21 protein-coding genes and 1 tRNA gene are annotated in these 23,526 nt (G+C 35.4%); 21 read left to right on the forward strand and 1 reads right to left on the reverse strand.

Annotation, left to right across the window (positions count from 1 at the left end):
- The first annotated feature begins 1 nt into the window (after position 1).
- From LCM02_RS12290 to LCM02_RS12385, 20 genes are all read left to right on the forward strand, one after another.
- Entirely contained in the window at positions 2–250 is a 249-nt protein-coding gene (locus LCM02_RS12290) for a DUF2061 domain-containing protein (protein ID WP_224930377.1), read from the forward strand.
- Positions 247–1,254, forward strand: coding sequence for a homocysteine S-methyltransferase family protein (locus LCM02_RS12295; protein WP_224930381.1), 1,008 nt, complete (start codon positions 247–249; stop codon positions 1,252–1,254). Before LCM02_RS12290 ends, LCM02_RS12295 begins: the two co-directional genes overlap by 4 nt.
- A gap of 55 nt (positions 1,255–1,309) precedes the next feature.
- Complete coding sequence (gene metH / locus LCM02_RS12300) at positions 1,310–3,979, forward strand: methionine synthase (protein ID WP_224930386.1); 2,670 nt, start codon at positions 1,310–1,312, stop codon at positions 3,977–3,979.
- Between the two features lie 5 nt (positions 3,980–3,984).
- Positions 3,985–4,941, forward strand: coding sequence for a methylenetetrahydrofolate reductase [NAD(P)H] (metF, locus tag LCM02_RS12305; protein WP_224931460.1), 957 nt, complete (start codon positions 3,985–3,987; stop codon positions 4,939–4,941).
- Positions 4,942–5,098: 157 nt separating this feature from the next.
- Complete coding sequence (trxA, locus tag LCM02_RS12310; RefSeq protein ID WP_224930389.1) at positions 5,099–5,416, forward strand: thioredoxin; 318 nt, start codon at positions 5,099–5,101, stop codon at positions 5,414–5,416.
- 94 nt (positions 5,417–5,510) lie between these two features.
- Positions 5,511–6,434 carry a DUF58 domain-containing protein gene (locus tag LCM02_RS12315; protein WP_224930393.1) on the forward strand — a complete coding sequence of 308 codons (924 nt, stop codon included), beginning with the start codon at positions 5,511–5,513 and terminating at the stop codon, positions 6,432–6,434.
- A gap of 83 nt (positions 6,435–6,517) precedes the next feature.
- A tRNA-Asp gene (locus LCM02_RS12320) sits at positions 6,518–6,591 on the forward strand.
- 301 nt (positions 6,592–6,892) lie between these two features.
- Positions 6,893–8,092, forward strand: coding sequence for a site-specific integrase (locus LCM02_RS12325; RefSeq protein ID WP_224930396.1), 1,200 nt, complete (start codon positions 6,893–6,895; stop codon positions 8,090–8,092).
- Between the two features lie 105 nt (positions 8,093–8,197).
- Positions 8,198–8,443 carry a hypothetical protein gene (locus tag LCM02_RS12330; RefSeq protein ID WP_224930398.1) on the forward strand — a complete coding sequence of 82 codons (246 nt, stop codon included), beginning with the start codon at positions 8,198–8,200 and terminating at the stop codon, positions 8,441–8,443.
- A gap of 29 nt (positions 8,444–8,472) precedes the next feature.
- Positions 8,473–8,880 carry a hypothetical protein gene (locus LCM02_RS12335; RefSeq protein WP_224930401.1) on the forward strand — a complete coding sequence of 136 codons (408 nt, stop codon included), beginning with the start codon at positions 8,473–8,475 and terminating at the stop codon, positions 8,878–8,880.
- Between the two features lie 197 nt (positions 8,881–9,077).
- Positions 9,078–10,103 carry a hypothetical protein gene (locus LCM02_RS12340; RefSeq protein WP_224930404.1) on the forward strand — a complete coding sequence of 342 codons (1,026 nt, stop codon included), beginning with the start codon at positions 9,078–9,080 and terminating at the stop codon, positions 10,101–10,103.
- A gap of 183 nt (positions 10,104–10,286) precedes the next feature.
- Positions 10,287–11,762: a type I restriction-modification system subunit M gene (locus LCM02_RS12345; protein WP_224930407.1), complete on the forward strand. Its 1,476-nt coding sequence runs from the start codon at positions 10,287–10,289 to the stop codon at positions 11,760–11,762.
- Complete coding sequence (locus LCM02_RS12350) at positions 11,759–12,964, forward strand: restriction endonuclease subunit S (RefSeq protein ID WP_224930410.1); 1,206 nt, start codon at positions 11,759–11,761, stop codon at positions 12,962–12,964. Before LCM02_RS12345 ends, LCM02_RS12350 begins: the two co-directional genes overlap by 4 nt.
- The gene (locus LCM02_RS12355) at positions 12,961–13,539 is read left to right on the forward strand and encodes a hypothetical protein (protein WP_224930413.1); all 579 of its coding nucleotides are present in this window, start codon (positions 12,961–12,963) and stop codon (positions 13,537–13,539) included. The genes LCM02_RS12350 and LCM02_RS12355 overlap by 4 nt, the downstream gene beginning before the upstream one ends.
- A gap of 3 nt (positions 13,540–13,542) precedes the next feature.
- Positions 13,543–16,992: a DEAD/DEAH box helicase family protein gene (locus LCM02_RS12360; protein ID WP_224930416.1), complete on the forward strand. Its 3,450-nt coding sequence runs from the start codon at positions 13,543–13,545 to the stop codon at positions 16,990–16,992.
- Between the two features lie 360 nt (positions 16,993–17,352).
- The gene (locus LCM02_RS12365; RefSeq protein ID WP_224930420.1) at positions 17,353–19,221 is read left to right on the forward strand and encodes a DEAD/DEAH box helicase family protein; all 1,869 of its coding nucleotides are present in this window, start codon (positions 17,353–17,355) and stop codon (positions 19,219–19,221) included.
- 160 nt (positions 19,222–19,381) lie between these two features.
- Complete coding sequence (locus LCM02_RS12370; RefSeq protein WP_224930423.1) at positions 19,382–19,855, forward strand: hypothetical protein; 474 nt, start codon at positions 19,382–19,384, stop codon at positions 19,853–19,855.
- Between the two features lie 92 nt (positions 19,856–19,947).
- The gene (locus LCM02_RS12375) at positions 19,948–20,856 is read left to right on the forward strand and encodes an AAA family ATPase (protein WP_224930427.1); all 909 of its coding nucleotides are present in this window, start codon (positions 19,948–19,950) and stop codon (positions 20,854–20,856) included.
- On the forward strand, positions 20,831–21,805 hold the full coding sequence (locus LCM02_RS12380; RefSeq protein WP_224930431.1) for a DUF3871 family protein: 975 nt from the start codon (positions 20,831–20,833) through the stop codon (positions 21,803–21,805). The genes LCM02_RS12375 and LCM02_RS12380 overlap by 26 nt, the downstream gene beginning before the upstream one ends.
- A 306-nt stretch (positions 21,806–22,111) precedes the next feature.
- Positions 22,112–22,255: a hypothetical protein gene (locus LCM02_RS12385; RefSeq protein WP_224930434.1), complete on the forward strand. Its 144-nt coding sequence runs from the start codon at positions 22,112–22,114 to the stop codon at positions 22,253–22,255.
- 82 nt (positions 22,256–22,337) lie between these two features.
- Here the strand turns inward: LCM02_RS12385 and LCM02_RS12390 are convergent, their stop codons facing one another.
- Positions 22,338–22,766 (reverse strand): lipocalin-like domain-containing protein, encoded by a 429-nt coding sequence (locus tag LCM02_RS12390; protein ID WP_224930456.1) that lies wholly within the window; start codon positions 22,764–22,766, stop codon positions 22,338–22,340.
- A 161-nt stretch (positions 22,767–22,927) separates the two neighbouring features.
- Here LCM02_RS12390 and LCM02_RS12395 point away from each other — a divergent pair, with 161 nt between their 5' ends.
- On the forward strand, positions 22,928–23,500 hold the full coding sequence (locus LCM02_RS12395; RefSeq protein WP_224930462.1) for a hypothetical protein: 573 nt from the start codon (positions 22,928–22,930) through the stop codon (positions 23,498–23,500).
- Positions 23,501–23,526: the final 26 nt, after the last annotated feature.

The raw sequence follows: 23,526 nt of genomic DNA on the forward strand, positions 1-23,526 counted from the left end.
CATGATCTTATTTCATTCCAAAAATGATAAATATTACAAAAGAGGAGAAACGAAAAGAAGAAGTATAGTTAAAGCATTTACCTGGAGAACCCTGGGGACACTGGATACCATAGTGATCTCTTATTTCCTTACCGGGGAAATCAAAACGGCGGTATCCATTGGAGGTATTGAAGTCTTTACTAAAATGTTTTTATACTTTTTTCATGAAAGAATTTGGAATTTTATAAAATGGGGAAAAAGAGGTATATGAGAGAAAAATTAGAAGAAATTTTAAAAGAAAGGATCATGATCCTGGACGGAGCCATGGGCACCATGATCCAGGCCTACAAATTTACCGAAGAAGATTATCGCGGAGAACGGTTTAAAGACTTTGAAATCCTGTTAAAAGGTAATAATGATCTTTTGTCATTAACACAACCGGAAGCCATAAAGGAAATTCACAGGAAATACCTTGAGGCCGGTGCAGATATTATTGAGACCAATACGTTTTCAGGGACCACCATTGCCATGGCCGATTATTCCATGGAAGATCTTGTATATGAATTGAATTTTGAATCAGCAAGGCTCGCCAAGGAAGCAGCGCAGGAATATACAGCAAAGGATCCTTCCAAGCCGCGTTTTGTGGCAGGCTCCATGGGGCCTACTAACAGGACGGCTAGTATGTCTCCTGACGTAAACGATCCGGGTTTTCGGGCAGTTACCTTTGATGAATTGAGAGTCGCATACAAACAACAGGGAGAAGCCCTTTTAGACGGTGGATCGGATCTGTTGCTTGTAGAAACCGTCTTTGACACCCTGAATGCAAAAGCAGCCTTGTTCGCTATTGAAGAGATTAAGGAAGAGCGAGGAATTGATGTTCCCATCATGCTAAGCGGAACCATAACAGATGCAAGCGGCAGGACCTTATCGGGTCAGACAGCAGAGGCTTTTTTGATCTCAGTGTCTCATATCCCTTTGTTTACCATTGGTTTTAATTGTGCTTTAGGGGCAAATTTACTGCAGCCACATCTTGAGGCGATTGCACCTAAAACGGATATTGCGATTTCTGCCCATCCGAATGCCGGGCTTCCCAATGCCTTTGGGGAATATGATGAAACCCCGGAGCAAATGGCGGGTCAGATTGAAGCCTATATGGAGCGAAACCTGGTAAATATTGTAGGAGGATGTTGTGGTACAACCCCCGAGCACATCAAAGCCATAGCGGACACTGCTGCCCGATATAAACCACGGCCAACAGAGGCCATAAAAAGTTAAAGATTTTTAAGAAGTAGTATCAGGGAGGCTCTTGATAGTGCATCATGATTGAAAAATGAAAAGCGAAAAGAAAAAATATTTAAAACTGTCAGGCCTGGAACCTCTGGTGCTGAATGAAAACAGTAACTTCATCAATGTTGGGGAAAGAACCAATGTTGCCGGATCAAGAAAATTCCTGCGCCTTATAAAAGAAGAAAAGTTTGACGAAGCCCTTGATATTGCCAGGCACCAGGTAGATGGTGGCGCCCAGATTATCGATATCAATATGGACGATGGACTGATCGACGGAAAAATGGCGATGGTCAAGTTTATGAATTTAATTGCCGCAGAACCGGATATCTGCAGGGTCCCGATTATGATAGACAGTTCCAAATGGGAGATCATTGAAGCCGGACTTCAGGTGGCCCAGGGTAAATGTGTTGTCAACTCTATTTCACTTAAAGAAGGAGAAGAGAGGTTTATCTGGGAGGCAAAAAGGATCAAAAGATACGGGGCGGCGGTGATTATAATGGCTTTTGATGAGGTTGGCCAGGCAGATAATTATGACAGAAGGGTTGAGATCGCCAAAAGATCCTATGACATACTGGTTCATCAAGTTGGATTTCCAAGTGAAGATATAATTTTTGACCTTAATATTTTTCCTGTTGCAACGGGTATGGAGGAACACAGGAGAAACGCCATCGACTTTATTGAGGCCACCCGATGGGTCAGAGAAAACCTACCGAATGTCAATATTAGCGGCGGGGTCAGCAATGTGTCATTCTCATTCAGAGGGAACAATACGGTGCGCGAAGCCATGCATTCTGTATTTCTATACCATGCCATCAGGGCTGGGATGAATATGGGTATCGTGAACCCGACGATGTTGGAGGTTTATGACGAAATTCCCAAAGATCTGCTCGAGTATGTTGAGGATGTGGTACTCGACCGAAGAGAAGACGCTACTGAAAGGCTGCTGGATTTTGCCCAGACGGTTAAAGGGACTAAAAAGACAGAAGTTGAGGATCAGGAGTGGCGAAAGGCCGATTTACAGGAAAGAATTACACATGCTTTGGTCAAAGGTATTGACAGTTTCATCGTTGAAGATGTTGAGGAAGCAAGAAAATCCGTAGACAGACCCCTTCAGGTTATCGAAGGCCATTTGATGAACGGAATGGATGTGGTGGGTGACCTGTTTGGATCGGGAAAAATGTTTTTGCCACAGGTTGTAAAGTCAGCACGCGTCATGAAGAAGGCCGTGGCCTATTTGAATCCGTTTATAGAAGCTGAAAAAGGAGAGAGCCAAAAGTCTTTGGGTAAGGTCCTGCTTGCAACGGTTAAAGGTGATGTTCATGATATTGGTAAAAATATCGTGAGCGTGGTTTTGGGATGCAATAATTATGAAATAGTGGATTTAGGAGTAATGGTTCCTCCCGAGAAGATTATTGATACCGCCATCAAAGAGAATGTGGATGCCATTGGTTTATCGGGACTTATTACCCCGTCACTTGATGAGATGGTTTACCTGGCGAAGGAGATGGAACGAAGAAAGCTTGATATTCCATTATTGATAGGGGGAGCAACCACATCCAAGGCCCATACAGCGGTCAAAATAGATACCGAATATAAAAATGCCGTAGTTCATGTAAATGACGCTTCCCGGGCCGTAACCGTGGTGGGAGATCTTCTGAACAAGAGTTCAGAGAAGCAGTATGTGGCCAATCTGAAAAAGGACTATGAAGAATTTAGGCAAAAGTTCCTCAAAAGAGGGAAAGCCAAACGCTATGTTAGCCTGGAAGAAGCCAGGGCAAATAGCTTCAAAATCGATTGGGAGAAGGCAGACATAAAAAAGCCAAAGGAAATGGGAATTCAGGCCCTGAAACAGATCAGTCTCAAGGAATTGCTTCCTTATTTTGATTGGCAGCCGTTTTTTATTTCCTGGGATTTGCACGGGAAATTCCCGGAAATTCTTAAAGATGAGCTGGTTGGACAGCAGGCATCTCACCTTTATGAGGATGCCCAGAAAATGATTGAAAAGATCATCTCCAAACAACTTTTCAAAGCCAAAGCCATTTTTGGTCTTTTTGAGGCAAATTCGGTGAATAAAGATGACATAATGATCAGTAAGAATCAAAAAGAAATAACCAGGTTCAGGACCCTAAGGCAACAGTTGCATAAAAGGCAGGGTGTACCCAATTATGCCTTATCAGATTTTATTGCACCAGTTGATACTGTTCAGGATTATATGGGAGCTTTTTGTGTTGCGATCTTTGGAGCTGAAGAGCTGGCTGGGAAATTTAAAGAAGAACACGATGATTACAATGCGATTCTTGTTCAGGCCATTGCAGACAGGTTTGCCGAAGCCTTTGCAGAATATCTTCATAAGAAGATCAGAAAGCAGCACTGGGGCTATTCAGAAAATGAAAATCTTGACAACCAGGCGTTAATTAAAGAAACCTATACCGGAATAAGGCCCGCACCGGGTTATCCGGCCTGTCCCGATCATCTGGAAAAAGATACGATCTGGGAACTGCTCGACGTTGAAAAGATCATCGGAGTAAAGCTAACTGAAAGTAAAGCCATGTGGCCCGCTGCCGCAGTATCTGGATATTATTTTGCAAACCCGGAAGCCAAATATTTTGGACTCGGAAAGATTAAGGAAGACCAGGTAATCGATTATGCAAATAGAAAAGGAATAACCAAAGAGGCAGCCTTGAAATGGCTGCAACCCAATTTATCGTTTTAGGAAGAATGAAAGTAACAGAACATATAAAAAATGCCAAAGGGAAAAGTTTATTTTCCTTTGAAATTGTACCCCCTCAGAAGGGGCAGAATATACAGAAGCTCTATGACAATATAGACCCTTTGATGGAGTTTAAACCACCATTTATTGATGTGACGACCTCACGTGAAGAGCATGTATACATTAAAAAAGAAGGAGGTTTACTGGAGCGTAAGGTAACTCGTATGCGTCCCGGAACTGTGGGTATTTGTGCTTCGCTGATGCACAAGTACCAAGTAGATACCGTACCCCATGTTCTATGTGGAGGATTTACAAAAGAAGAAACGGAATATGTATTGGTTGACTGTCATTATCTTGGGATAGACAATGTAATGGCTTTGAGAGGAGATGCACGGAAAGACGAGGCCTATTTTATGCCAAGCAGCGAAGGAAACAAATATGCTTCCGAGCTCGTTACCCAGATCAATAACCTGAATAAAGGAATTTATCTTCACGATATCATTGAAGCAACGTATAAAGCGGATTTTTGCATTGGTGTGGCGGGTTATCCGGAAAAGCATATGGAGTCGCCAAGTTTGCAGGCTGATCTTCGCAGGTTAAAGGAAAAAGTGGATGCCGGAGCGGAATACGTAGTGACCCAGATGTTCTTTGACAATCAAAAGTATTTTAAGTTTGTCGAGGCAGCCAGGGCGATGGGTATTGAGGTGCCGATCATTCCCGGCATTAAACCTGTGGCCGTAAAGAGGCATTTAAGTGTTTTACCCCAGGTCTTTAGTTTGGACCTTCCGGATGCGCTGGTCAGCGAAATAGAAAAGTGTAAGGATAATAAGACAGTCAGACAGGTGGGGATCGAATGGGCGATTCAGCAATCAAAAGAACTGGTTGAAGCCGGAGTACCTGTGGTTCATTATTATTCTATGGGGAAATCAGACAATATAAAGGCAATAGCCAAAGAAGTTTTTTAGGCCCGGGCTTGTGAATTTATGGCAACAAGGGCTGAAACGAATCAATAATTTAAATATCACTATAAGAAAAATAGATTTTTAATTGGTCCTAAAGGCAAAATAATTTCATATTTTTGTGCTCTAATTAATTGACAAGAAATATTTAAACTATAAAATTATGGCAATAGAAGTAACAGATGCTAATTTTGAAGAGGTAGTGTTGAACTCAGACAGACCTGTATTGGTTGATTTTTGGGCAGCTTGGTGTGGACCATGTAGAATGTTGGCTCCAATCGTGGAAGAGTTGGACAAGGATTTTGACGATAAAGCAAAGATTGTCAAGGTAGATGTTGATGCGCATCAGGAATTTGCTGCCAAATATGGTGTAAGAAACATTCCAACAGTCTTAATCTTTAAAGGAGGGGAAGTAGCGGATAAGCAAGTTGGTGTTGCACCAAAGAATGTGTATACAGAAAAACTGAACGCTCTTTTATAAAAGAACAGATTCGATAAGAAATTAGAGGTTTGACCCATCAGGTCAAACCTTTTTTTATGCCCTGTCTTTAAACAATTCTGCTTATTTTTGAACTATGACCAAAGTCGATTTAAGTCAGATCAGGGAGATTCCCAATATTGAATTGCTCGCCAAGCAGGTGGTTGAAGGGTTTATCACAGGTATGCATAAAAGCCCTTTCCATGGATTTTCGGTAGAATTTGCCGAACACAGACTCTATAATAAGGGCGAAAGCACAAGGCATATAGACTGGAAACTCTTTGCAAAGACCGAAAAATTATTCATTAAACGATACGAAGAAGAAACCAACCTAAGGAGTCATATTATCATTGACAACTCATCCTCCATGCATTATCCCAAAATGCAGAATATCTCAATCGATGACTATAATAAAATCGGCTTTACGGTTTTTGCTACAGCAGCTTTGATGGAAATACTGAAACGGCAGCGTGATGCATTTGGCCTGAGTATTTATGATGATGAAACCCGTTATTTTGCGCCGGCCAAAGGAAATGAAAAACACCGAAGAATGTTACTTGAACAGCTGAAGCAAATTTTGATGCAAAGCACTTCAAAAACAACAGATACCTATAAGGTACTCCATGAAATCGCAGATAAAATACACAGAAGATCCCTGATCTTCTTGTTTACCGATATGTTACAGTCCGACAAAAAGGAAGAAGAACTCTTTGCTGCTTTAAGACACTTGAAATACAACAAACATGAGGTGGTTTTATTTCATACCTATGATGGGAAGAGAGAACTTAATTTTGATTTTGACAATGCCCCCAGAAAGTATGTTGATGTTGAAACCGGTGAGCAAATAAATTTGTTTGCCGAGAATATCAAGGAAGCTTATAAAGAAAAGATCGAGAATTATTTTAAAGAGCTTAAATACAAATGTATGCAGTATAAAATTGATTATGTCCCTGTGGATATACACGATGGGTTTGATCAGATTTTAACGACTTACATGGTAAGAAGGAGCAAATTTTTGTAAAAAAAATCGATTTCTTTTTGACAAATCAAAAAACCAATTTATATTTGCACCTGCTTAGCAATAAGCGACGCTTTTATAGCAACGGTTTGGTAGTTCAGCTGGTTAGAATACCTGCCTGTCACGCAGGGGGTCGCGGGTTCGAGTCCCGTCCAGACCGCAACTTTTTTAAGAAACAATAGTTGTGTTGTTAACATTAAGAGTTCACTCTTAAATAGTTAGCTAATGAAAAACTTCAGGGAAATCTGAGGTTTTTTTGTTTTTGGGGGTGTATGAACCTTTATGCCTCTTTCTCTACTCACTATTTCATGTAAACCCCTTTATTGAATAAGGGTTTGACACTATAATCTTCTTTCTGAAGGGTAATCCATTATATATCTTTTTTAACCCTTGCAAGGTGCGCTACGAGGTGCGCTAATTTCTCGAGGTGCGCAATTATTCTAACTTTAAAATTATTCGAAATGTCAATATTAAAACTATACATCAGATTTACTGTTAAGTCAACTGAACTGAGCAAAACAAATCTTGCACCTATCAGGTGTAGAATTACCTACAACAAACAACGCAAGGATTTCTCAACAGGAATCAGGGTTAATCCAGACCATTGGGACCCTAATAAACAGAGACTTCTTGATCAATCAGATCAGGAAGAAACTACCAACATGCAACTAAGCCTTATTGAGAACAAAATCAGTAAGGCTTTTTTAATGCTTCAAGTTGGAGAAGAACCATTTACAGTACAGGATATTTATGACGCCTACAAGGGTAAAACCCTAGAAAAGGAGCTGGGTATATTGGAGGTATGGGACCTGCATAATGAGCGTATGGAAAGGCTTATTGGCAAGGAAATAGTCTATGTCACCTACCAGAAATACCTGGAGTCTCAGCGGCATCTAAAAGACTTTATCAGGCATCAATACAAGGTGTCAGATAAGCCACTTAGAGGGCTTAAAATGAGCTTTATCAATGAATATGCCTATTACCTTAGAACAGTCAAAAACTTTCAACAAAGCACCTTAAATAAGGCCATTCAGAGGATGCGTAAGGTGGTGAAATTTGCCATTGGACATGACTATCTGGACAAAGATCCCTTTCTTTTATATAGGGCTAAATCAGTCAAAAAAGAGTTGGTATTTCTAACTGTTGAGGAGCTTAAGAAATTGGAGAAATCAACTTTTGAAATCAAGAGATTAGAAGTCATTAAGGATTGCTTTGTTTTCTGTTGCTATACAGGTCTTGCCTTTAAGGAAATGACCAGTTTAAAGAAGGAGCATATTGTCAAAGGATATGATGGAGAGGATTGGATCAAGATGAAAAGGCAAAAGACTCAGAAGGAGCTGTCAGTACCATTGCTTCCCAAGGCTAAGAAGCTATTGAGGAGGTATAAATCAGATAGTGATCAGTTACTTCCTGTGACAAGTAATGCCAGATTCAATGGCTACCTCAAGGAAATAGCTGATCTGGTTGGGATAGAGAAAAGACTGACCCATCATGTAGCCAGAAGGACATTTGCCACTACTGTACTGCTATTGAACAATGTACCTATGGAGGTAGTTTCTGAATTATTGGGGCATTCTAAGATGGCAACGACTCAACAGAGCTATGGGAAGATTGTTCAGAGGAAGGTAGGTGAGGAGATGAAGAGAATAAGGGATGATTAACTAAAATCCAGCTATAGAAATATGGCTGGTTTTACTGTTTACCGTAAATAACCTTTATGCTGAAGGGCTACTTTTGATTCTTATAAAGTCTAAATTCAAATTTTCATGAAAGCACTTTTTGTTTCACTTTATGGAGTATTTGCCATTACTGCTATTATTACACATATATGGACCGTGATAATTGCATTCACGGAAAGTGGATTTATAGGAGGTATTATGACTCTATTACTCCCATTTCTTGCAGAATTATATTGGATGTTTAACATGTTTGGAGAGAATAATATCTATGCTTTTATAGCTTTAGCTCATTTAATTTTAGCCATTCCATTTTCAATGTTGAGCAAAGAGTAAAATCGAAAATAAAAATCCACTATTCAATTATGAAAAATTTCAAAACATTATTAGTCAGTATTGTTGTGCTACTCTCATTTAAAAGTTACTCTCAAGCCATTAAATATTATGATTCGGACTATTCAATAAAAGTTAAAATGGATAAGTATCAAAGCACAGATGGAGGAGAATATCAGGGTGCTCTTCAAGAAAACATTAGATTAATACACGATAAATCAAAATCCACTCTTCAGATAATACTTTCAGACTATGACAAAGTAGTCCATTTGTTTAAAAATGTAGAATACCATGAAATATTTTATAATGATGGTAATAAATACATTGCCTACACAGCAAATAAAGATGGGATGCCATACTTTATTTCTTTTGGAAAAAATTTAATTAAGATAGATAATAGGGTAAAAAAGTCGGTAATTGCATTTCACCTTAAAAACTGATCTGTGTGAAAAATATGGAAAAGTTCAAAATTGGAGCATTAAAATGATTCAAATTTTAAAAGAATAGTAGAAGGCTTAGAGGTTCTCCTTTGTGCATTTAGGAAGGTATTTTCTATGGAATTGACATAAATCATATTGAATCTTATGACGATAATCTATTTTTATAGATTATTCAAATTTAATCAGTAGTAAGTAAGATGAACAAGCCTATAAAAAAGTATACAATCGAAGAATTTTCAAATATAGAATTGGATCAAGTTGATCCAGGTAATTTTGTTAATAAACAAAGTTGGGATTCTCTGATAATAAAAATGAAAGAGATTAAAAATCTGTTAGATGAAATGATTCACATAATTGAATTGAATGATGAAATTCCTGATTCCTTGAAGTCCAGGTCTAGAGCATATATAGCAACGTTTACATCTTATTTAAATTCAATTACAAAAGAAGAAGAAAAAAAGGATGGATCTCAATTAGCTAGAGAAAAGGAACAATTAATAGTTAGAATTACGGGTTGGTGTAGAGAATTAATGGAAAAGACTAACAATAAATCTGATGAACTCAGTTTCTTCGAAACATTTTCTGCCATTAAGAATTTAGACAAAAGTTCGGGAACAATTGATTTTGATGAAATAAATAGATTAAGAGAGAAATCAACAGCTGACGCAGATAGTATTAATAGAATTTTGAGGGAAGTTCAAAAAAAAGGATCTAAAGAAACTGTTTCTGACTATGCGGAAATATTTAAAAGGGAATCAGATATTAACAGAAAAGCATCAAATATCTGGTTAACTATAGGTATCTGTACTTCAGTCATTTTTATTACGTTTTTATTCCTTTATAATTTCAATGATAAGTTTCCTACCCAAGAATTAATCCCAGGGGAAAATACTATTGTAATTTATAATATTGGAAATATATTAACGAAAATTTTAATCTATGCCATTTTCATATTTATTATAAGTTTTTCTTTTAAACAATATTCCATAAGAAGACATATATCCACTGTGAATAAGCATAGGCAGAATGGAATGGATTCTTTTAAAATTTTTATTGAATCAATTAACAGTGAGGATGTAGAGACTAGACATACGTTAATGTTACAACTAGCTAAATCAATTTATGAGCAAACATCTTCTGGATATATTGGAGATAAAAATTCAAATGTTAATTCTGGAATTGTTGAAATCACCAAAATGATTCGAGGCAATAATGAATCATGATTAATTTAATATAACTTGGTTGCTTTATTTCAATCGCAGGAGGATAGGGTATTTTTATAATTACCTTGAATTTTAAACAAAAACTTCTAGCTTTTGATAGGTATTGCACAGCAACCAATAGTTAAGTAGCTTAGGGGTTTGAAAAAGAAGATTTACAAACAAAATTTACCTTAGAATATAATTATGATCACAGGAGAATTAAAGTCGCAAGTTGATAAAATATGGGAAGCCTTTTGGACAGGAGGGATATCTAATCCACTATCTGTTATTGAGCAGTTTACCTATTTACTTTTTATAAGAAGATTGGATGAGCGTCAATTGCTGGAGGAGAAAAAAGCAAATTTGGTTGGGATACCCATTAAAGATGAAATATTCACGTCAGCTCAAAAGGAATTGCGTTGGAGTTCATTTAAAAACAAAGATCCTGAGTCTATGTTTGAACTGTTTGTAAAGCCTATGGTGGATGATATGACAGTATTTGATCATATGAAACAGGTGGGTCACTCTGCAGGCGTATTTGCTGATTTTATGAGTAAGGCTAATTTTATTATTGCTACGCCAAGACTACTGGATCAAGTGGTACAACTTATTGATAAGATCAATATGGAAGATAGGGATACTAAAGGTGATCTCTATGAATATATGCTTTCTAAAATTGCATCCGCTGGTACCAATGGTCAGTTTAGAACACCCAGACATATTATCAGAATGATGGTCGATATGGCTAAGCCTAAAAAGGATGATATTATCTGTGATCCATCATCTGGTACAGCAGGTTTCTTGGTAACAGCAGGGGAATACTACAGAGATAATCATGAAGACTGGTTTTTAGATAAAGACTTTAGAGATCATTTTAATAATGAAATGTTTAATGGGGTAGAGATTGATGATACCATGATTAGAATTGGGGCTATGAACCTACAATTACATGGTATTGAAGGACCAAATTTGATTAAAAACAATGCCCTTAGTGAAAGTCTCGCAGATATCAGAGATCAATACACCTTGATACTGGCAAATCCACCTTTTAAAGGGGCATTAGATTATGATGCAGTTGAAGGCTCAATACTTAAAACCGTCAAGTCTAAAAAGACTGAATTGCTCTTTTTAGGATTGATGCTCAGGATGCTTAAAACAGGTGGGAGATGTGCAGTAATTGTGCCTGATGGGGTATTATTCGGAAGCTCTAAAGCCCATAAGCAAATTAGACAGGAAATCATTGAAAACCATAAACTAGATGCGGTTATTTCTATGCCAAGTGGGGTATTTAAACCTTATGCAGGAGTAAGTACAGCGGTGCTATTTTTTACCAAAACAGGTACTGGAGGTACTGATAAAGTTTGGTTCTATGACATGCAGGCTGATGGTTATAGTTTGGATGATAAAAGAAATGAAATCAAAGAAAATGACATACCCGATATTCTTTCTAGATATCATAATATGGATGAGGAATCATCAAGAGCAAGAACTGACAAAAGTTTCTTAGTGCCTTTTGATGAGATCAAAGAAAATGATTGGGATTTATCCATCAATAGGTATAAAGAAATCGTCTATGAAGAAATAGAGTATGACCCGCCAAAAGTCATCATAGAGCAGATTGAAACTTTGGATAGAGAGAGAAATGAGGCATTGGAGGCTTTAAAAAAGATGTTGGGATGAAGTGGGATACTGAATTAGAAAAAATTGGAGCAAAAACTAAGTATCCTATTGGGGATGGTGATCATGGATCTATTAAACCTCAAGTGTACCAAGATAATGGTATTCCTTATATTAGGGTTGCAGATATTTCTAGAGAAGGTTACATAGATAAATCAAAGATGGTCTATATTCCAGAGGAAGTAAATGAAGCTAATCCTAAAAGTTTTTTATATCCAGGTGATATTGTAATATCCAAGACAGGAGCAACAATTGGCAAAGTTGCAATCATTCCAGATGATATCAAGTTAGCTAATACAACTGCATCAATAGGTAAAGTATCACTTGATTTTGACCTTGCTAACGCAAGGTTTGTTTTATGGTGCATGAAATCTCAACACTTTCAATCTCAAATGTGGAGAGTTAGTCATAAATCAGCACAACCAGGTTTTAATGTGAAGGACTTGAAAAAGTTTAAAATCCCCCTCCCTCCCTTAGACCAACAAAAAAAGATAGCTGCTATTTTAGATGCTGCAGATGCGTATAGACAAAAAACTAAAGCACTGATTAAGAAATATGATGAGCTTACCCAAAGTTTGTTTCTTGATATGTTTGGGGATCCTGTGACTAATCCTAAAGGATATAAGATTGTGACTCTAGGTGAAGTAACCTCAAAAATTACAGATGGGGTGCATTTTAAACCTGATTATAAAGAAAGTGGTGTAGAGTTTATATCTGTTAAGGATATTACCACAGGGGTATTAAAATTTGATAATTGTAAATTCATATCCAAAGAGGACCATGACAAGTATTATAAAAGATGCAATCCTGAATACTTAGATATTTTATATACTAAAGTAGGTGCTACTTACGGAAGACCAGCCATAGTGAATGTTAAAAGAGAATTTAGTCTTTACGTTAGTGCAGCATTGATAAAACCTATCAAAGAAATAATAAACCCATACTATTTAAAAGATGCAATGGCGAATCCAGCTATTAAACGTCAAGCAGATAGATCAATAAAAGGGATTGGTGTTCCTGATTTACATTTAAATATGATACGAAAGTTTTTAATTCCACTTCCTTCAATGCAGGAACAAAACCAATTTGCTGAAAGAGTTAAGGTTATAGAAGCTCAAAAAGGTCAAGCACAAGACAGTTTAGCCCAAGCAGAAAATTTATTTAACAGCCTTTTACAAAGGGCATTTAAAGGGGAGCTGGTATGAGGTTAATATTGCCGATTCTTACAAATAATCGATCAGGTAGTTTATCTGATTTTATTTCTTTTTGGAGCAATATTTATTCTTACGATGATTCTGAAAAATATGAGTTCATTCACAATGATATTCTATCAAAATCAGACCTAACTCAATTATATGAATGGAAAAATGGGATGAAACTCAGTGTTTCCAAGACCAATAGTTTGAAATCTAAGATTATAAAAAAATTGGATATTATTAATAGTCTTAAAGCTGAAGAAAACATTGATATTGATGAATTTTTGAAAGAGTTTAAGAATGTATCAGTAGTCTGGAAGATATTTCTGTTGCATATTATTAATCCAAAAATCTATCCCATATATGATCAACATATTCATAGGGCTTTTAGGTTTATAAATAATCAATCTACTGAAGGGATAAATGCAAGTATAAATGAGAAAGATAAATTAAATTTTTACTTTGTAGAATATTTACCGTTTGTTACTAGGACAGGAGAAACAGATCTTAAGAAAATGGATGAAGCCTTTTTTGCCTTTGGTCAATTTATCAACATTGGGAATCAAAAAATATTAGCAGAATAAAGAATGTCCAACTTCCAATTCCTACATAAAGAATTCCCTGCACTCTATAAAGAAGCTAAAGAGGCAGAACAGCTTACTTTAACCTCTCCTAAGGCATGTGCTATGATTGCCAGAAGTGCTTTGGAAAAGGCAGTTCAATGGCTTTATCAGAATGATGTAGAATTGGAATTTCCTTATGATACTAAACTATCGAGTTTAATTCATGAGCAGTGTTTTAGGGAAATCATTAAACCCTCCATGTTTAGGGAGATAAACCTGATTAGACTCACAGGAAATAATGCAGCGCATGGTAAGTCTATCACCCATGACCAATCTATAGCTAGCATCAAAAACCTCTTTAGATTTTTAAGTTTTTTAGGGATTTATTATAGTGAACAGGAAGTAGATATTCCTTCTTTTACTATGGGTCTTATTCCTGATGGCAATGAGCAAAAGGAAACTTTAAAAGCCTTGCAGGAACTCGAAGCTCAATTAGAATACAGAAGGGGAAAAGACAGAGAGGAAAGGGCTAAAATTGAGGCTCAGGCTGAAAAAATTGAACAGTTGCAACAGCAGCTTGAGACGCAACAAAAAGAGACTACAAAGAGAAGGTTAGAGAGGGAAAAAGTTAAAGACCCAGATAAGACCATCCCAATTCTGATTCCTGAGTCAGTTACCAGAAAACTCTATATAGATGTTTTATTAAAAGATGCTGGGTGGGATAAGCTTGAACAGGATAGAGAAATAGAATATGAAGTCACAGGTATGCCACTTTCTACTAATCCTTCAGGAATTGGTTATGTGGATTATGTGCTTTGGGGAAAAGATGGAAAACCCCTGGCAGCTATAGAGGCTAAAAAAACAATGGCAGATGCGAGAAAGGGAAGACATCAGGCAGAACTATATGCTGACTGTTTAGAGCAGATGCATGGGCAGCGCCCTGTTATTTTTTATACCAATGGTTTTGAAACCCATATATGGGATGATACTTTTTATGTGGATAGAGAAATTCAGGGGTTTTACTCACTTGATGAATTACAACTGCTGATTGATAGGAGAACTACCAGAAAGGACCTTAGAAACTTTAAAGTAGATACTGAAATAGCTGGTAGAGATTATCAACTTGAGGCTATTAAAAGAATAGCTGAAAATCTTATTGTTGATAATAAAAAGGGTGAGCTCAGAGGAGCCAGAAGAGAAAGCCTTCTTGTGATGGCAACAGGATCTGGGAAAACAAGAACAGCTGCTGCCATTGTAGATATGCTTACCAAATGCAACTGGGCAAAAAGAGTTCTTTTTCTAGCTGATAGAAATGCACTGGTTACCCAGGCAAAAAATGCCTTTAGTGAACACCTGCCAGAGTTATCCTCAATAGACCTTACTAAAGAAAAAGAAGACAATAGCACAAGACTTGTGTTTTCTACCTATCCAACTATCATTAACAAGATTGATAAAGTTAAAACAGATGATAAGAGGTTTTATGGGGTAGGTCATTTTGATCTTATCATCATTGATGAGGCACATAGAAGTGTGTATCAGAAATACAGAGCTATATTTGAGTATTTTGATGCCATGCTTATAGGACTCACAGCTACTCCTAAAAAAGATATTGACAGAAACACCTATACACTATTTGGTATTGAAGATGATAATCCCACCTTTGCCTATGAGCTTACTACAGCTGTTGAGCAGGGCTATTTAGTGCCACCCAAATCAATCAGTGTCCCCTTAAAATTTCAGCGTGAGGGAATCAAGTATGCTGAACTCTCAGAGAGAGAAAAAGAGGAATATGAAGAGAAGTTTGGTGATCCGTCTAATGAAGAAGCTCCTGATACCATAGGCAGCGCAGCACTCAATAAATGGCTTTTTAATACAGATACAGTAGATAAAGTATTGGAGCATTTGATGAATGATGGAATTAAAGTAAGTGGAGGGGATAAGCTGGGTAAAACCATCATTTTTGCAAAGAATCATAATCATGCTGTATTTATAGAAGAGAGATTCAACAAAAACTATCCAGAGTATTCAGGTAAGTTTTTACGGGTCATTGATAATTATGAGACCAAGGCACAGGATTTATTAGAAAAATTTACAGATCCATATGCTGAACAGGAACCTCAAATTGCTGTTTCTGTTGATATGATGGACACAGGTGTAGATGCTCCTAGAGTGGTGAATCTGGTATTTTTTAAAATGGTAAAAAGTCCAACAAAGTTTTGGCAGATGATTGGAAGAGGAACCAGATTATGTCCTGATTTATTTGGTCCTTCAGATGATAAAAAAGAATTTCTAATATTTGACTACTGTCAGAATTTTGAGTTTTTTGATGAGTTTCCTGATGGTGTGAATACCAAGCAAACCAAACCACTTTTACAACAGATATTTGAAGCTAAATTAAAAGTATCACAACTCATAACCCATCTATCAGACAAGACACCTTCAGAGGCTGAGATTAGAGATACCTATCTCACAGAACTACATAAAATAGTACTCAATCTGGATGAGAATAGATTTGTTGTTAGGAAGGAGCTTAGGTATGTCAAAGAATACAGTAATAAGAGTAAATGGCTGATTTTATCTAAGGGAGATATACAAGAGATAAATACACATTTATCACATCTGCAACCAGCAGCTAAAGAAGATGATGAACTGGCTAGAAGATTTGACATGTTGATTCTGATTTATCAGATGGTACTACTAATAGGTACAGCTGATACTGGGAAATATGTAAATAAGATCTTTAGGACAGCTGCCGCATTACAAAAGAAAGACAATATCCCGCAGGTATCTATCCATCTGCCACTAATTAGAGAAGTGCAGACTGAAAGGTATTGGAAAACCATTGATGTCAAAAAACTGGATGAATTAAGAGTTGCTCTAAGAGAACTAATTAAGTATCTGGATAAAAAACCACAAGAGTCTGTATACACCCATTTTGAAGATGATTTAGACTATGATGGAATTGTATCTAGAGAACCAGTAGGCACTTCCTATGTAAGTTTGAAATCTTATAAAGACAGGGTTGAAAGTTATATCAGAAAGAATAAAAATCATTTGACTATTACCAAACTATCCAATAATGTTCCTATCACCAAAGATGAGTTGGATGAATTGGAAAAAATGCTGTTTACAGAGAGTGTTGCAGGAACGAAAGAGCAGTTTGTAAAGCAGTATGGAGATAAACCCTTAGGTGCTTTTATAAGAAGCATTACAGGGCTTGAAAGAGATGCACTAAACAAAGCATTTGCAGAATTTTTACAGGTTGGAAACCTTAAGGCAGATCAAATGACATTTATCAAAAAAATCATTGATTACTTATCTAAAAATGGAACTATTGATAAAGGAATGCTTTTTGAATCTCCTTTTACAGATCTAAATGACCAGGGTCTTACTGGAGTCTTTGATAATGATTCTCAGGTTATACAAATTGTTAAGATAATTGACCTTATCAATCATAATGCTGAAGTGGCATAGCCAATAAGTTTTTTCTCATCCCAATTCATCAAAGAAATAATATCACATAAAGATCTTGTTTATATTCATTGCCTTTTTTATGGATAGGGATAGGAAAGGAATTGGCAAGAAATAATCTATGAAATCCAAACAATATTTTTGATATTTAATCGTTATTCTTAAAATGAGTTTACTCATTTTAAGACTCCCCATTCTTAACAGAAGTCTTTCCCAAAAATTCAACCCTAATTTATAATTGAATAATAGTATTGGAATATTTTTCTTCCAAAATCCCTCTAAAACTATTGTTTTATGCCATAAAAAAAGGCATTATCATGAAGTTGGAGCAAATAGTGGAAATGTAAAAACTAAAAAGTATTCATGAAAGAAAATATTAACTTAAATAACAGTAAAAAAGATTCTTATATAAATGAACAAATAGTGACAAACGAACGGGTAATAAACGCCCAGAATAAAAGGTATTTGTCAGAATTTATGGATGACTTGCCAGAAAATGTGATGTTAAATAAAGTTACAACTGGTTGTGGCATGACCACCGTAGCATTATCCAATAATAGAAAGTATGTTATTGCGGTGCCTTTTGTAGCTTTAATTCAAAACAAGCTAGAACACTGTAAGTATAATAATATCAATGCATTAGGAGTGTACGGAAACAGTAACAGTTACGATGAAATAATAGAGTTTAAAGGAGATAAAATAATAACAACATATGACTCTTTGGGAAAAGTAACGAAGGCTTTGGAAGAGAGGAAAGACATAATGCATTGGAAAATACTTATTGATGAAGCTCATAAATTAGTGGACAGTGCATCTTTTAGAACTGAGGCAGTACAGACTGTACTTGATTCTTACAATAAATATGGCTCATATGTATTCGGAACAGCTACCCCCATTGATGATAGATATCAACTACCACAGTTAAGGAATATCCCAAAAGAAAAAATTAATTGGGGAAACCTTACGCCAGTTAATGTAAATTTCTGTAGATATGATCAAAATATATATGATGTGGCAACTGTTATAGTTACCAAATTTCTTGATGGACGGGAAAAAGGAAATGCACATATCTTTATAAACTCCGTAAAGGGAATTATTTCAATAATAAATAAACTTAAAAGCTCGGGGAATAGTAATCCCAATCAAATTAGAATTGTATGTGCAGATAACAATTATAATAATGATTCAGTTAGCAAAGGTTTAAATGGAGAATATAAAGTAGAAAGTATAAATAGTCATGTCAAAAAGATTAACTTTTACACTGCAACAGCATTTGAGGGTTGTGACATTTACGATGAAGATGGTAAAACCATTATCCTTACGGATGGATCCAAAGATCATACGAAAATTGATATAATTACAGTATTACCCCAAATTATAGGTCGAATTAGAAATACAAAATATAAAAATACAGTTAGGCTATATTACAACAAATCACCTTTCTTTAGTGATATAACTGAAAATGAATATGAGCGTAGCGTAAAGTCAAAGATACAGGAGGCTGAAGACATAGTTAAAAAATATCATGAGGGAAGTGATATGGAAAAGGAAATGATTTTTGAATATGCCTCCAAAAGTAGTTACCTAAGAGTAAATGCTGATAATATTTGTGTTAATGAATTAGCACTGTATAATGAAATGCATAATTTTTCTACCCTGAACAAAACCTTTTATGTATCTAATAATGGAAAATCAAAAATTATAAGGGATGGTATTAAAACAATTAACACTATTGATTACGTATATATTGAGGATGATAAAGTTGAAATCAAGGGTATTAATAAAAAAATAGTAGGAAAAAGAGTAGCATTTAAAGATGAATGTGAAGACTATTTCAGATTAATGGAAAATCCACCAAGCTTTCCAAAAGTTTATAAAGACAAATTCGATAAAGTCATTCAAAATGGGTTTGAAATACTTGGTGAAGATAAAATGAGGGCTTTAAAGCTAAGAAAAAAGGATATTTCAAATGAATTAATTAAGGTAGATAAACTCAAATCTTCTACTGACAAAATAGTAGAACTTTTAAATCTAACAAATGGTAAATTCTACAGTAATCAATCTTTAAAAAAAGAAATTCAAAAAGTATATGATGTGTTAGAAATAATATCAACAGCTAAAGCAGTTGATGTCGAAAAGTGGTATGATGTTAAAAAAAGCAAACATCAAAATTCATTAGGTTACACAATTATAAACTGTAAATTTCAAAAACCCTTACAAATAATGAAATAAAATTTTTTAAAAATTTTTTTCAAGCCCAGAATAACCCTTAGAATGTCCCCCACGCTGCTTTGCAATTGGGAGATTGGGGTAGTCCTTTTTCCTAGTGAAATGCCATACTCAGTTGGCAGAAAAACATACCTGGAATAAATCTGGGATTAAAACATTTATTATGAAATCATTATTAAACACACAGAAAGTTGTAGCTCATCCTGAAACTGGTGAGGTAATTACTTATTTTTCTAAAATGGATTCGGAAGGGGTAGAAAAGAATTATGGTAAAGTTAGAATTGATGAAGAAGTGTTAACACTTACAAATGGCTACTTATCTCCAAAAAGGCGAACTGCTTTTATCACATTAGATGATGCTGCTTTGAGGATTCTAAGTCCTTACATTAAAGAAGGTCAGCCATATCCTATGGAAGGAAAAATTATCATCACTGAGTCACTTGAACCACAGTATGAAGGACAGGATCCTAAGTTAAATCCAAGTACCGGTAAGTATATCACTTCCGATGGTTTTTATATCTATAGAAGTACTGAATTTACAACCAACCTTGATGCCAAGGATAAGCTTATTCAGTATAATTCTAATATCATTCAAGAGAAAGAATTAGAGGTTATTGAACAAGATTTGGTGATATAATATTTACTCATCTTCTGAGCTAAAGGACTTATACTAATATAGTATTGGTCCTTTTTTTTATGCCTTTTAAATAACATTAAATACAATACATTATGAAACTACAAAAAGCTCAAAAAGAGCAAATAAAACTAAGAATAGGACTATCTGGTGCCTCTGGATTTGGTAAAAGCTATTCAGCCTTACTGCTTGCTTATGGAATCACTAATAACTGGAATAAAATAGCTGTAATTGATACTGAAAATGGAAGTATTAATCTTTATTCAGAATTAGGAGATTTTAGCACAATTAGTCTCAGTCAACCTTACAGTCCAGAGAGATATATACAGGCAATTAAAGCATGTGAAAATGCTAAAATGGAAGTGATAATTATTGATTCCATAACTCATGAATGGAATGGGAGGGGAGGATGCCTTCAAATTCATGAAAATCTGGGAGGAAGATTCCAGGATTGGGCAAAGGTCACTCCAAGACATCAAGCATTTATAGATTGTATACTTCAATCTTCTTGTCATATCATAACTACAGTGAGAAGAAAATCTGAATTTTCATTGGATCAGGATGCAAATGGGAGAATGAAAGTTGTGAAATTAGGTACAAAGGAACAAACTAGAGAAGGGTTTGAATATGAACTTACCATCAATTTTGAACTCATCAATGACAATCATTTATGTATTGCTTCAAAAGACAGGACTGGGCTATTTATGAATAAGCCTGAGTTTGTAATAAGCAGTGGGACAGGAAAGATTTTAAAGCAATGGTGCCAAAAAGGTATTACAAATGATTTTACAATGGACATAGAGAAGGAAATTAGTCAGTGCAGTACACTTGAGGGACTCAGACATATCTATATCAAATACCCAAATAAGCAAGGTGTAATAAGAGAGAAGCTCATTCAAAGAAAAAGAGAGCTTGAAGAGGCTAAAAGCACATACCTGGATAACAAAGAAATTATTAACAACATTAAAACATCTGAAAATGGAACCACAAGAAATGATTATTGATGAGTCTTTAAATCAAACTACATCCACATCTAATTTTATTGAGGCAAATACAAAACAGGTATCACTTAAACATTTGAGAGATGATACCATTATTCCTGTTTTTTCAAAGGATAATGAAATGACTATGAGTCATCATACTTTTATTGAAACTGCTCAGGAGGCTATTTTGAAGGTTTTTCCTAATATATATCTGGAGAACCCTGACATTAGAGTATCTCATATAGTGAAAGGTAGAGTGCCTTCAGCTATTGGAAAACCTGTAAAAGAGCTACTTCCTCATGAAAAAACTATTTACTATGAGAGAATGGCTTTTATGCTTCAGATTCCAGAGGTTCAGCACAATGTAAATGGGAATATGTTGGCTCTTACAATTGGTGGGGTGAGAGCTTATAATCATGAGAACTTATATTCCAAAAAATCTATGGAGAAATTCAAAGTATTCATTGGATTCAAAAACATGGTATGCACAAATCTATGTATATCTACTGATGGGTTTAAAGATGAATTAAGAGCAAGTAATACTTCAGAGCTTTTGAGGCAAATGATAGACTTATTTCTAGGATATGACCATCAAAGACATCTTGGGAATATGGAGAGGTTGAGTAAATTTTATTTCAGTGCTCAGCAGATGGCTCATTTACTAGGTAGGCTGAAAATGTATCAGTATTTGCCTTTGCCAGAAAGAAAAAGAGTCTTTCCTATTGCCTTGAATGATGGTCAGATAAATGCCATTTCCAAAGGATATTTTACAGATCATAATTTCAGTTCTGATCAAGATGGGAATATTAACCTTTGGGATCTATATAACCTCTTTACAGGAGCTGTGAAAAGCTCATATATTGATTCATTTTTAAAAAGAGAATGTCAGGCATTTGAATTTTCACAAAATTTAGCAAATGACCTTCAATATGATTCTGATAACTACTTTTTACTTCCTCAGCATGAATAATGAAAATCTGGCTAAACTACTTAAATACTCTTCCCCTTATAGTCTTTTAGTAGTTCGTTGGGACAATAGATTAATTCAGGTTTATTGTCCCTTCAAAGTGCTTGTAATAGCAAATTTTGAGGGGTTTAAGCAAGGAGATACAGCTTGGGTCTGGAAGGTTATGGTTTCAACTAATTCAAAGACTGTGTATATAATATCAGGGAAGCCTTACTATTACTATCATTTTGATATTTTAGCGTGATAACCCTCACCAATAGTAAGGTTATTCCTTACCTTTAAGGTAACATGAGTGATTAAATTTGGGTTATGGTAGAAATGAAAGGATTGTCACGAGAGCAAATTATGGAAATATACTATGATTCCCCTTCTGAGGTCAAGCAATGGATGCGTGATAATGCTCATTTGTTGTGGGAGAATAAAAAACACCTCAAAATTCAGTCGGGTGAATAAGGGGTTGGATGATATTTGAATTAATTTGGTACAGAAAGTTTGATTTACTGTTCCTAATTTATTTTGAGTCGAGCTCTACACTCTAATTAATCCTTTCAAAGTGAGTTTCCCAGTATCTGCTTTCGGTACTGTTACTCAATGATTTAAGAATAAGTATCCTTTTGTTTACAACAACTGAGAACTTACTACCTTCTTCATGAATTTCTAAAGTTATCCCATCATAACTATAAGTGTACACCTCTAATGTAGGTGAACAATTTCCTAAACCATCACTATCATAGGATTCCAATGTCATTCGATTTGTCGCATCAAATTCAATAGTTTCATCATGTTCGCAATCAGTACCATCATTAACTACTTCTTGTGAAGTTACACCATTTTCTACCAAAAATGACCTCGTAAATTTCCACTTACCTTCAATCTTAGATTCTAATGACTCTTCTGGTGATTCCGATTCTGTGCAGCTTAATATTGCTATTGCAAGTAACATAACAAATAATACCTTTTTCATATACTTTCTTTGTTTTTGCTAAATAAATAAATTTACTATGATTGATTTTATGGAATACCGTAAATATGAAATTTACCCTGATGAGGGTATGGATTAATTGATTAATGTCATAATAAATGGTTGAGGTTGTATCTATTTTTAAACCTTAAATATAAAATAACATGAGCACGGAAGAAAAACAAATACAAGAGCTAAAAAAAGAAATAGATAAGTTACAAAGAGCAGTAGCTTCATTATGGATGCATAATAATAGCAGGTACAGTAGTTTGAAAACATTTAGTGAGACAGAGTATGGAAGAGACATTCCTTTTTTACTGAATCTTGATTTGGAAAGTATGAAGGACGTAAAAGATAATAAGTATTATCCTTCTCTTTTTGAATCCCAACTAAATGAGGATGATAGTAACAAAAAGTCGGTGTCATCGAACAAAACAGAACAACAATTTAAAAAGGAATTAGACGACATGGGAAGCCTCCCTTTTTATGAATTTGACGTTAAAGATTTAAGAACAGGTAAAAAGGATAATATGATATGTATTATATTAATCAGTGAGGGTAAATTTATTCTTCAAAGAGAGGCACTAAATAAAGAAGAGGAGGAAGGTGATAAGGGAACAAGGAGTGAAATCTATATTAATCCAGATCAGGACCTTAATTGGCATTTACAAGCTTTATGGGATAAAGCAATTAAAGACTTAAAGAACAGTGAATTTTATGAATTAATCCAAAAATAAAGTGAATAAAAAACCCCTCACGATTA

This window comes from Lutimonas saemankumensis (genome assembly GCF_020171465.1).
Taxonomy (GTDB): Bacteria; Bacteroidota; Bacteroidia; order Flavobacteriales; family Flavobacteriaceae; genus Lutimonas; species Lutimonas saemankumensis.

Excerpts from the sequence above, each read along its gene's own strand:
- LCM02_RS12290 (WP_224930377.1), top strand. The coding sequence starts at position 2 with ATGATCTTATTTCATTCCAAAAATGATAAATATTACAAAAGAGGAGAA.
- LCM02_RS12295 (WP_224930381.1), top strand. The coding sequence starts at position 247 with ATGAGAGAAAAATTAGAAGAAATTTTAAAAGAAAGGATCATGATCCTG.
- metH (WP_224930386.1), top strand. The coding sequence starts at position 1,310 with ATGAAAAGCGAAAAGAAAAAATATTTAAAACTGTCAGGCCTGGAACCT.
- metF (WP_224931460.1), top strand. The coding sequence starts at position 3,985 with ATGAAAGTAACAGAACATATAAAAAATGCCAAAGGGAAAAGTTTATTT.
- trxA (WP_224930389.1), top strand. The coding sequence starts at position 5,099 with ATGGCAATAGAAGTAACAGATGCTAATTTTGAAGAGGTAGTGTTGAAC.
- LCM02_RS12315 (WP_224930393.1), top strand. The coding sequence starts at position 5,511 with ATGACCAAAGTCGATTTAAGTCAGATCAGGGAGATTCCCAATATTGAA.
- LCM02_RS12325 (WP_224930396.1), top strand. The coding sequence starts at position 6,893 with ATGTCAATATTAAAACTATACATCAGATTTACTGTTAAGTCAACTGAA.
- LCM02_RS12330 (WP_224930398.1), top strand. The coding sequence starts at position 8,198 with ATGAAAGCACTTTTTGTTTCACTTTATGGAGTATTTGCCATTACTGCT.
- LCM02_RS12335 (WP_224930401.1), top strand. The coding sequence starts at position 8,473 with ATGAAAAATTTCAAAACATTATTAGTCAGTATTGTTGTGCTACTCTCA.
- LCM02_RS12340 (WP_224930404.1), top strand. The coding sequence starts at position 9,078 with ATGAACAAGCCTATAAAAAAGTATACAATCGAAGAATTTTCAAATATA.
- LCM02_RS12345 (WP_224930407.1), top strand. The coding sequence starts at position 10,287 with ATGATCACAGGAGAATTAAAGTCGCAAGTTGATAAAATATGGGAAGCC.
- LCM02_RS12350 (WP_224930410.1), top strand. The coding sequence starts at position 11,759 with ATGAAGTGGGATACTGAATTAGAAAAAATTGGAGCAAAAACTAAGTAT.
- LCM02_RS12355 (WP_224930413.1), top strand. The coding sequence starts at position 12,961 with ATGAGGTTAATATTGCCGATTCTTACAAATAATCGATCAGGTAGTTTA.
- LCM02_RS12360 (WP_224930416.1), top strand. The coding sequence starts at position 13,543 with ATGTCCAACTTCCAATTCCTACATAAAGAATTCCCTGCACTCTATAAA.
- LCM02_RS12365 (WP_224930420.1), top strand. The coding sequence starts at position 17,353 with ATGAAAGAAAATATTAACTTAAATAACAGTAAAAAAGATTCTTATATA.
- LCM02_RS12370 (WP_224930423.1), top strand. The coding sequence starts at position 19,382 with ATGAAATCATTATTAAACACACAGAAAGTTGTAGCTCATCCTGAAACT.
- LCM02_RS12375 (WP_224930427.1), top strand. The coding sequence starts at position 19,948 with ATGAAACTACAAAAAGCTCAAAAAGAGCAAATAAAACTAAGAATAGGA.
- LCM02_RS12380 (WP_224930431.1), top strand. The coding sequence starts at position 20,831 with ATGGAACCACAAGAAATGATTATTGATGAGTCTTTAAATCAAACTACA.
- LCM02_RS12385 (WP_224930434.1), top strand. The coding sequence starts at position 22,112 with ATGGTAGAAATGAAAGGATTGTCACGAGAGCAAATTATGGAAATATAC.
- LCM02_RS12390 (WP_224930456.1), bottom strand. The coding sequence starts at position 22,766 with ATGAAAAAGGTATTATTTGTTATGTTACTTGCAATAGCAATATTAAGC.
- LCM02_RS12395 (WP_224930462.1), top strand. The coding sequence starts at position 22,928 with ATGAGCACGGAAGAAAAACAAATACAAGAGCTAAAAAAAGAAATAGAT.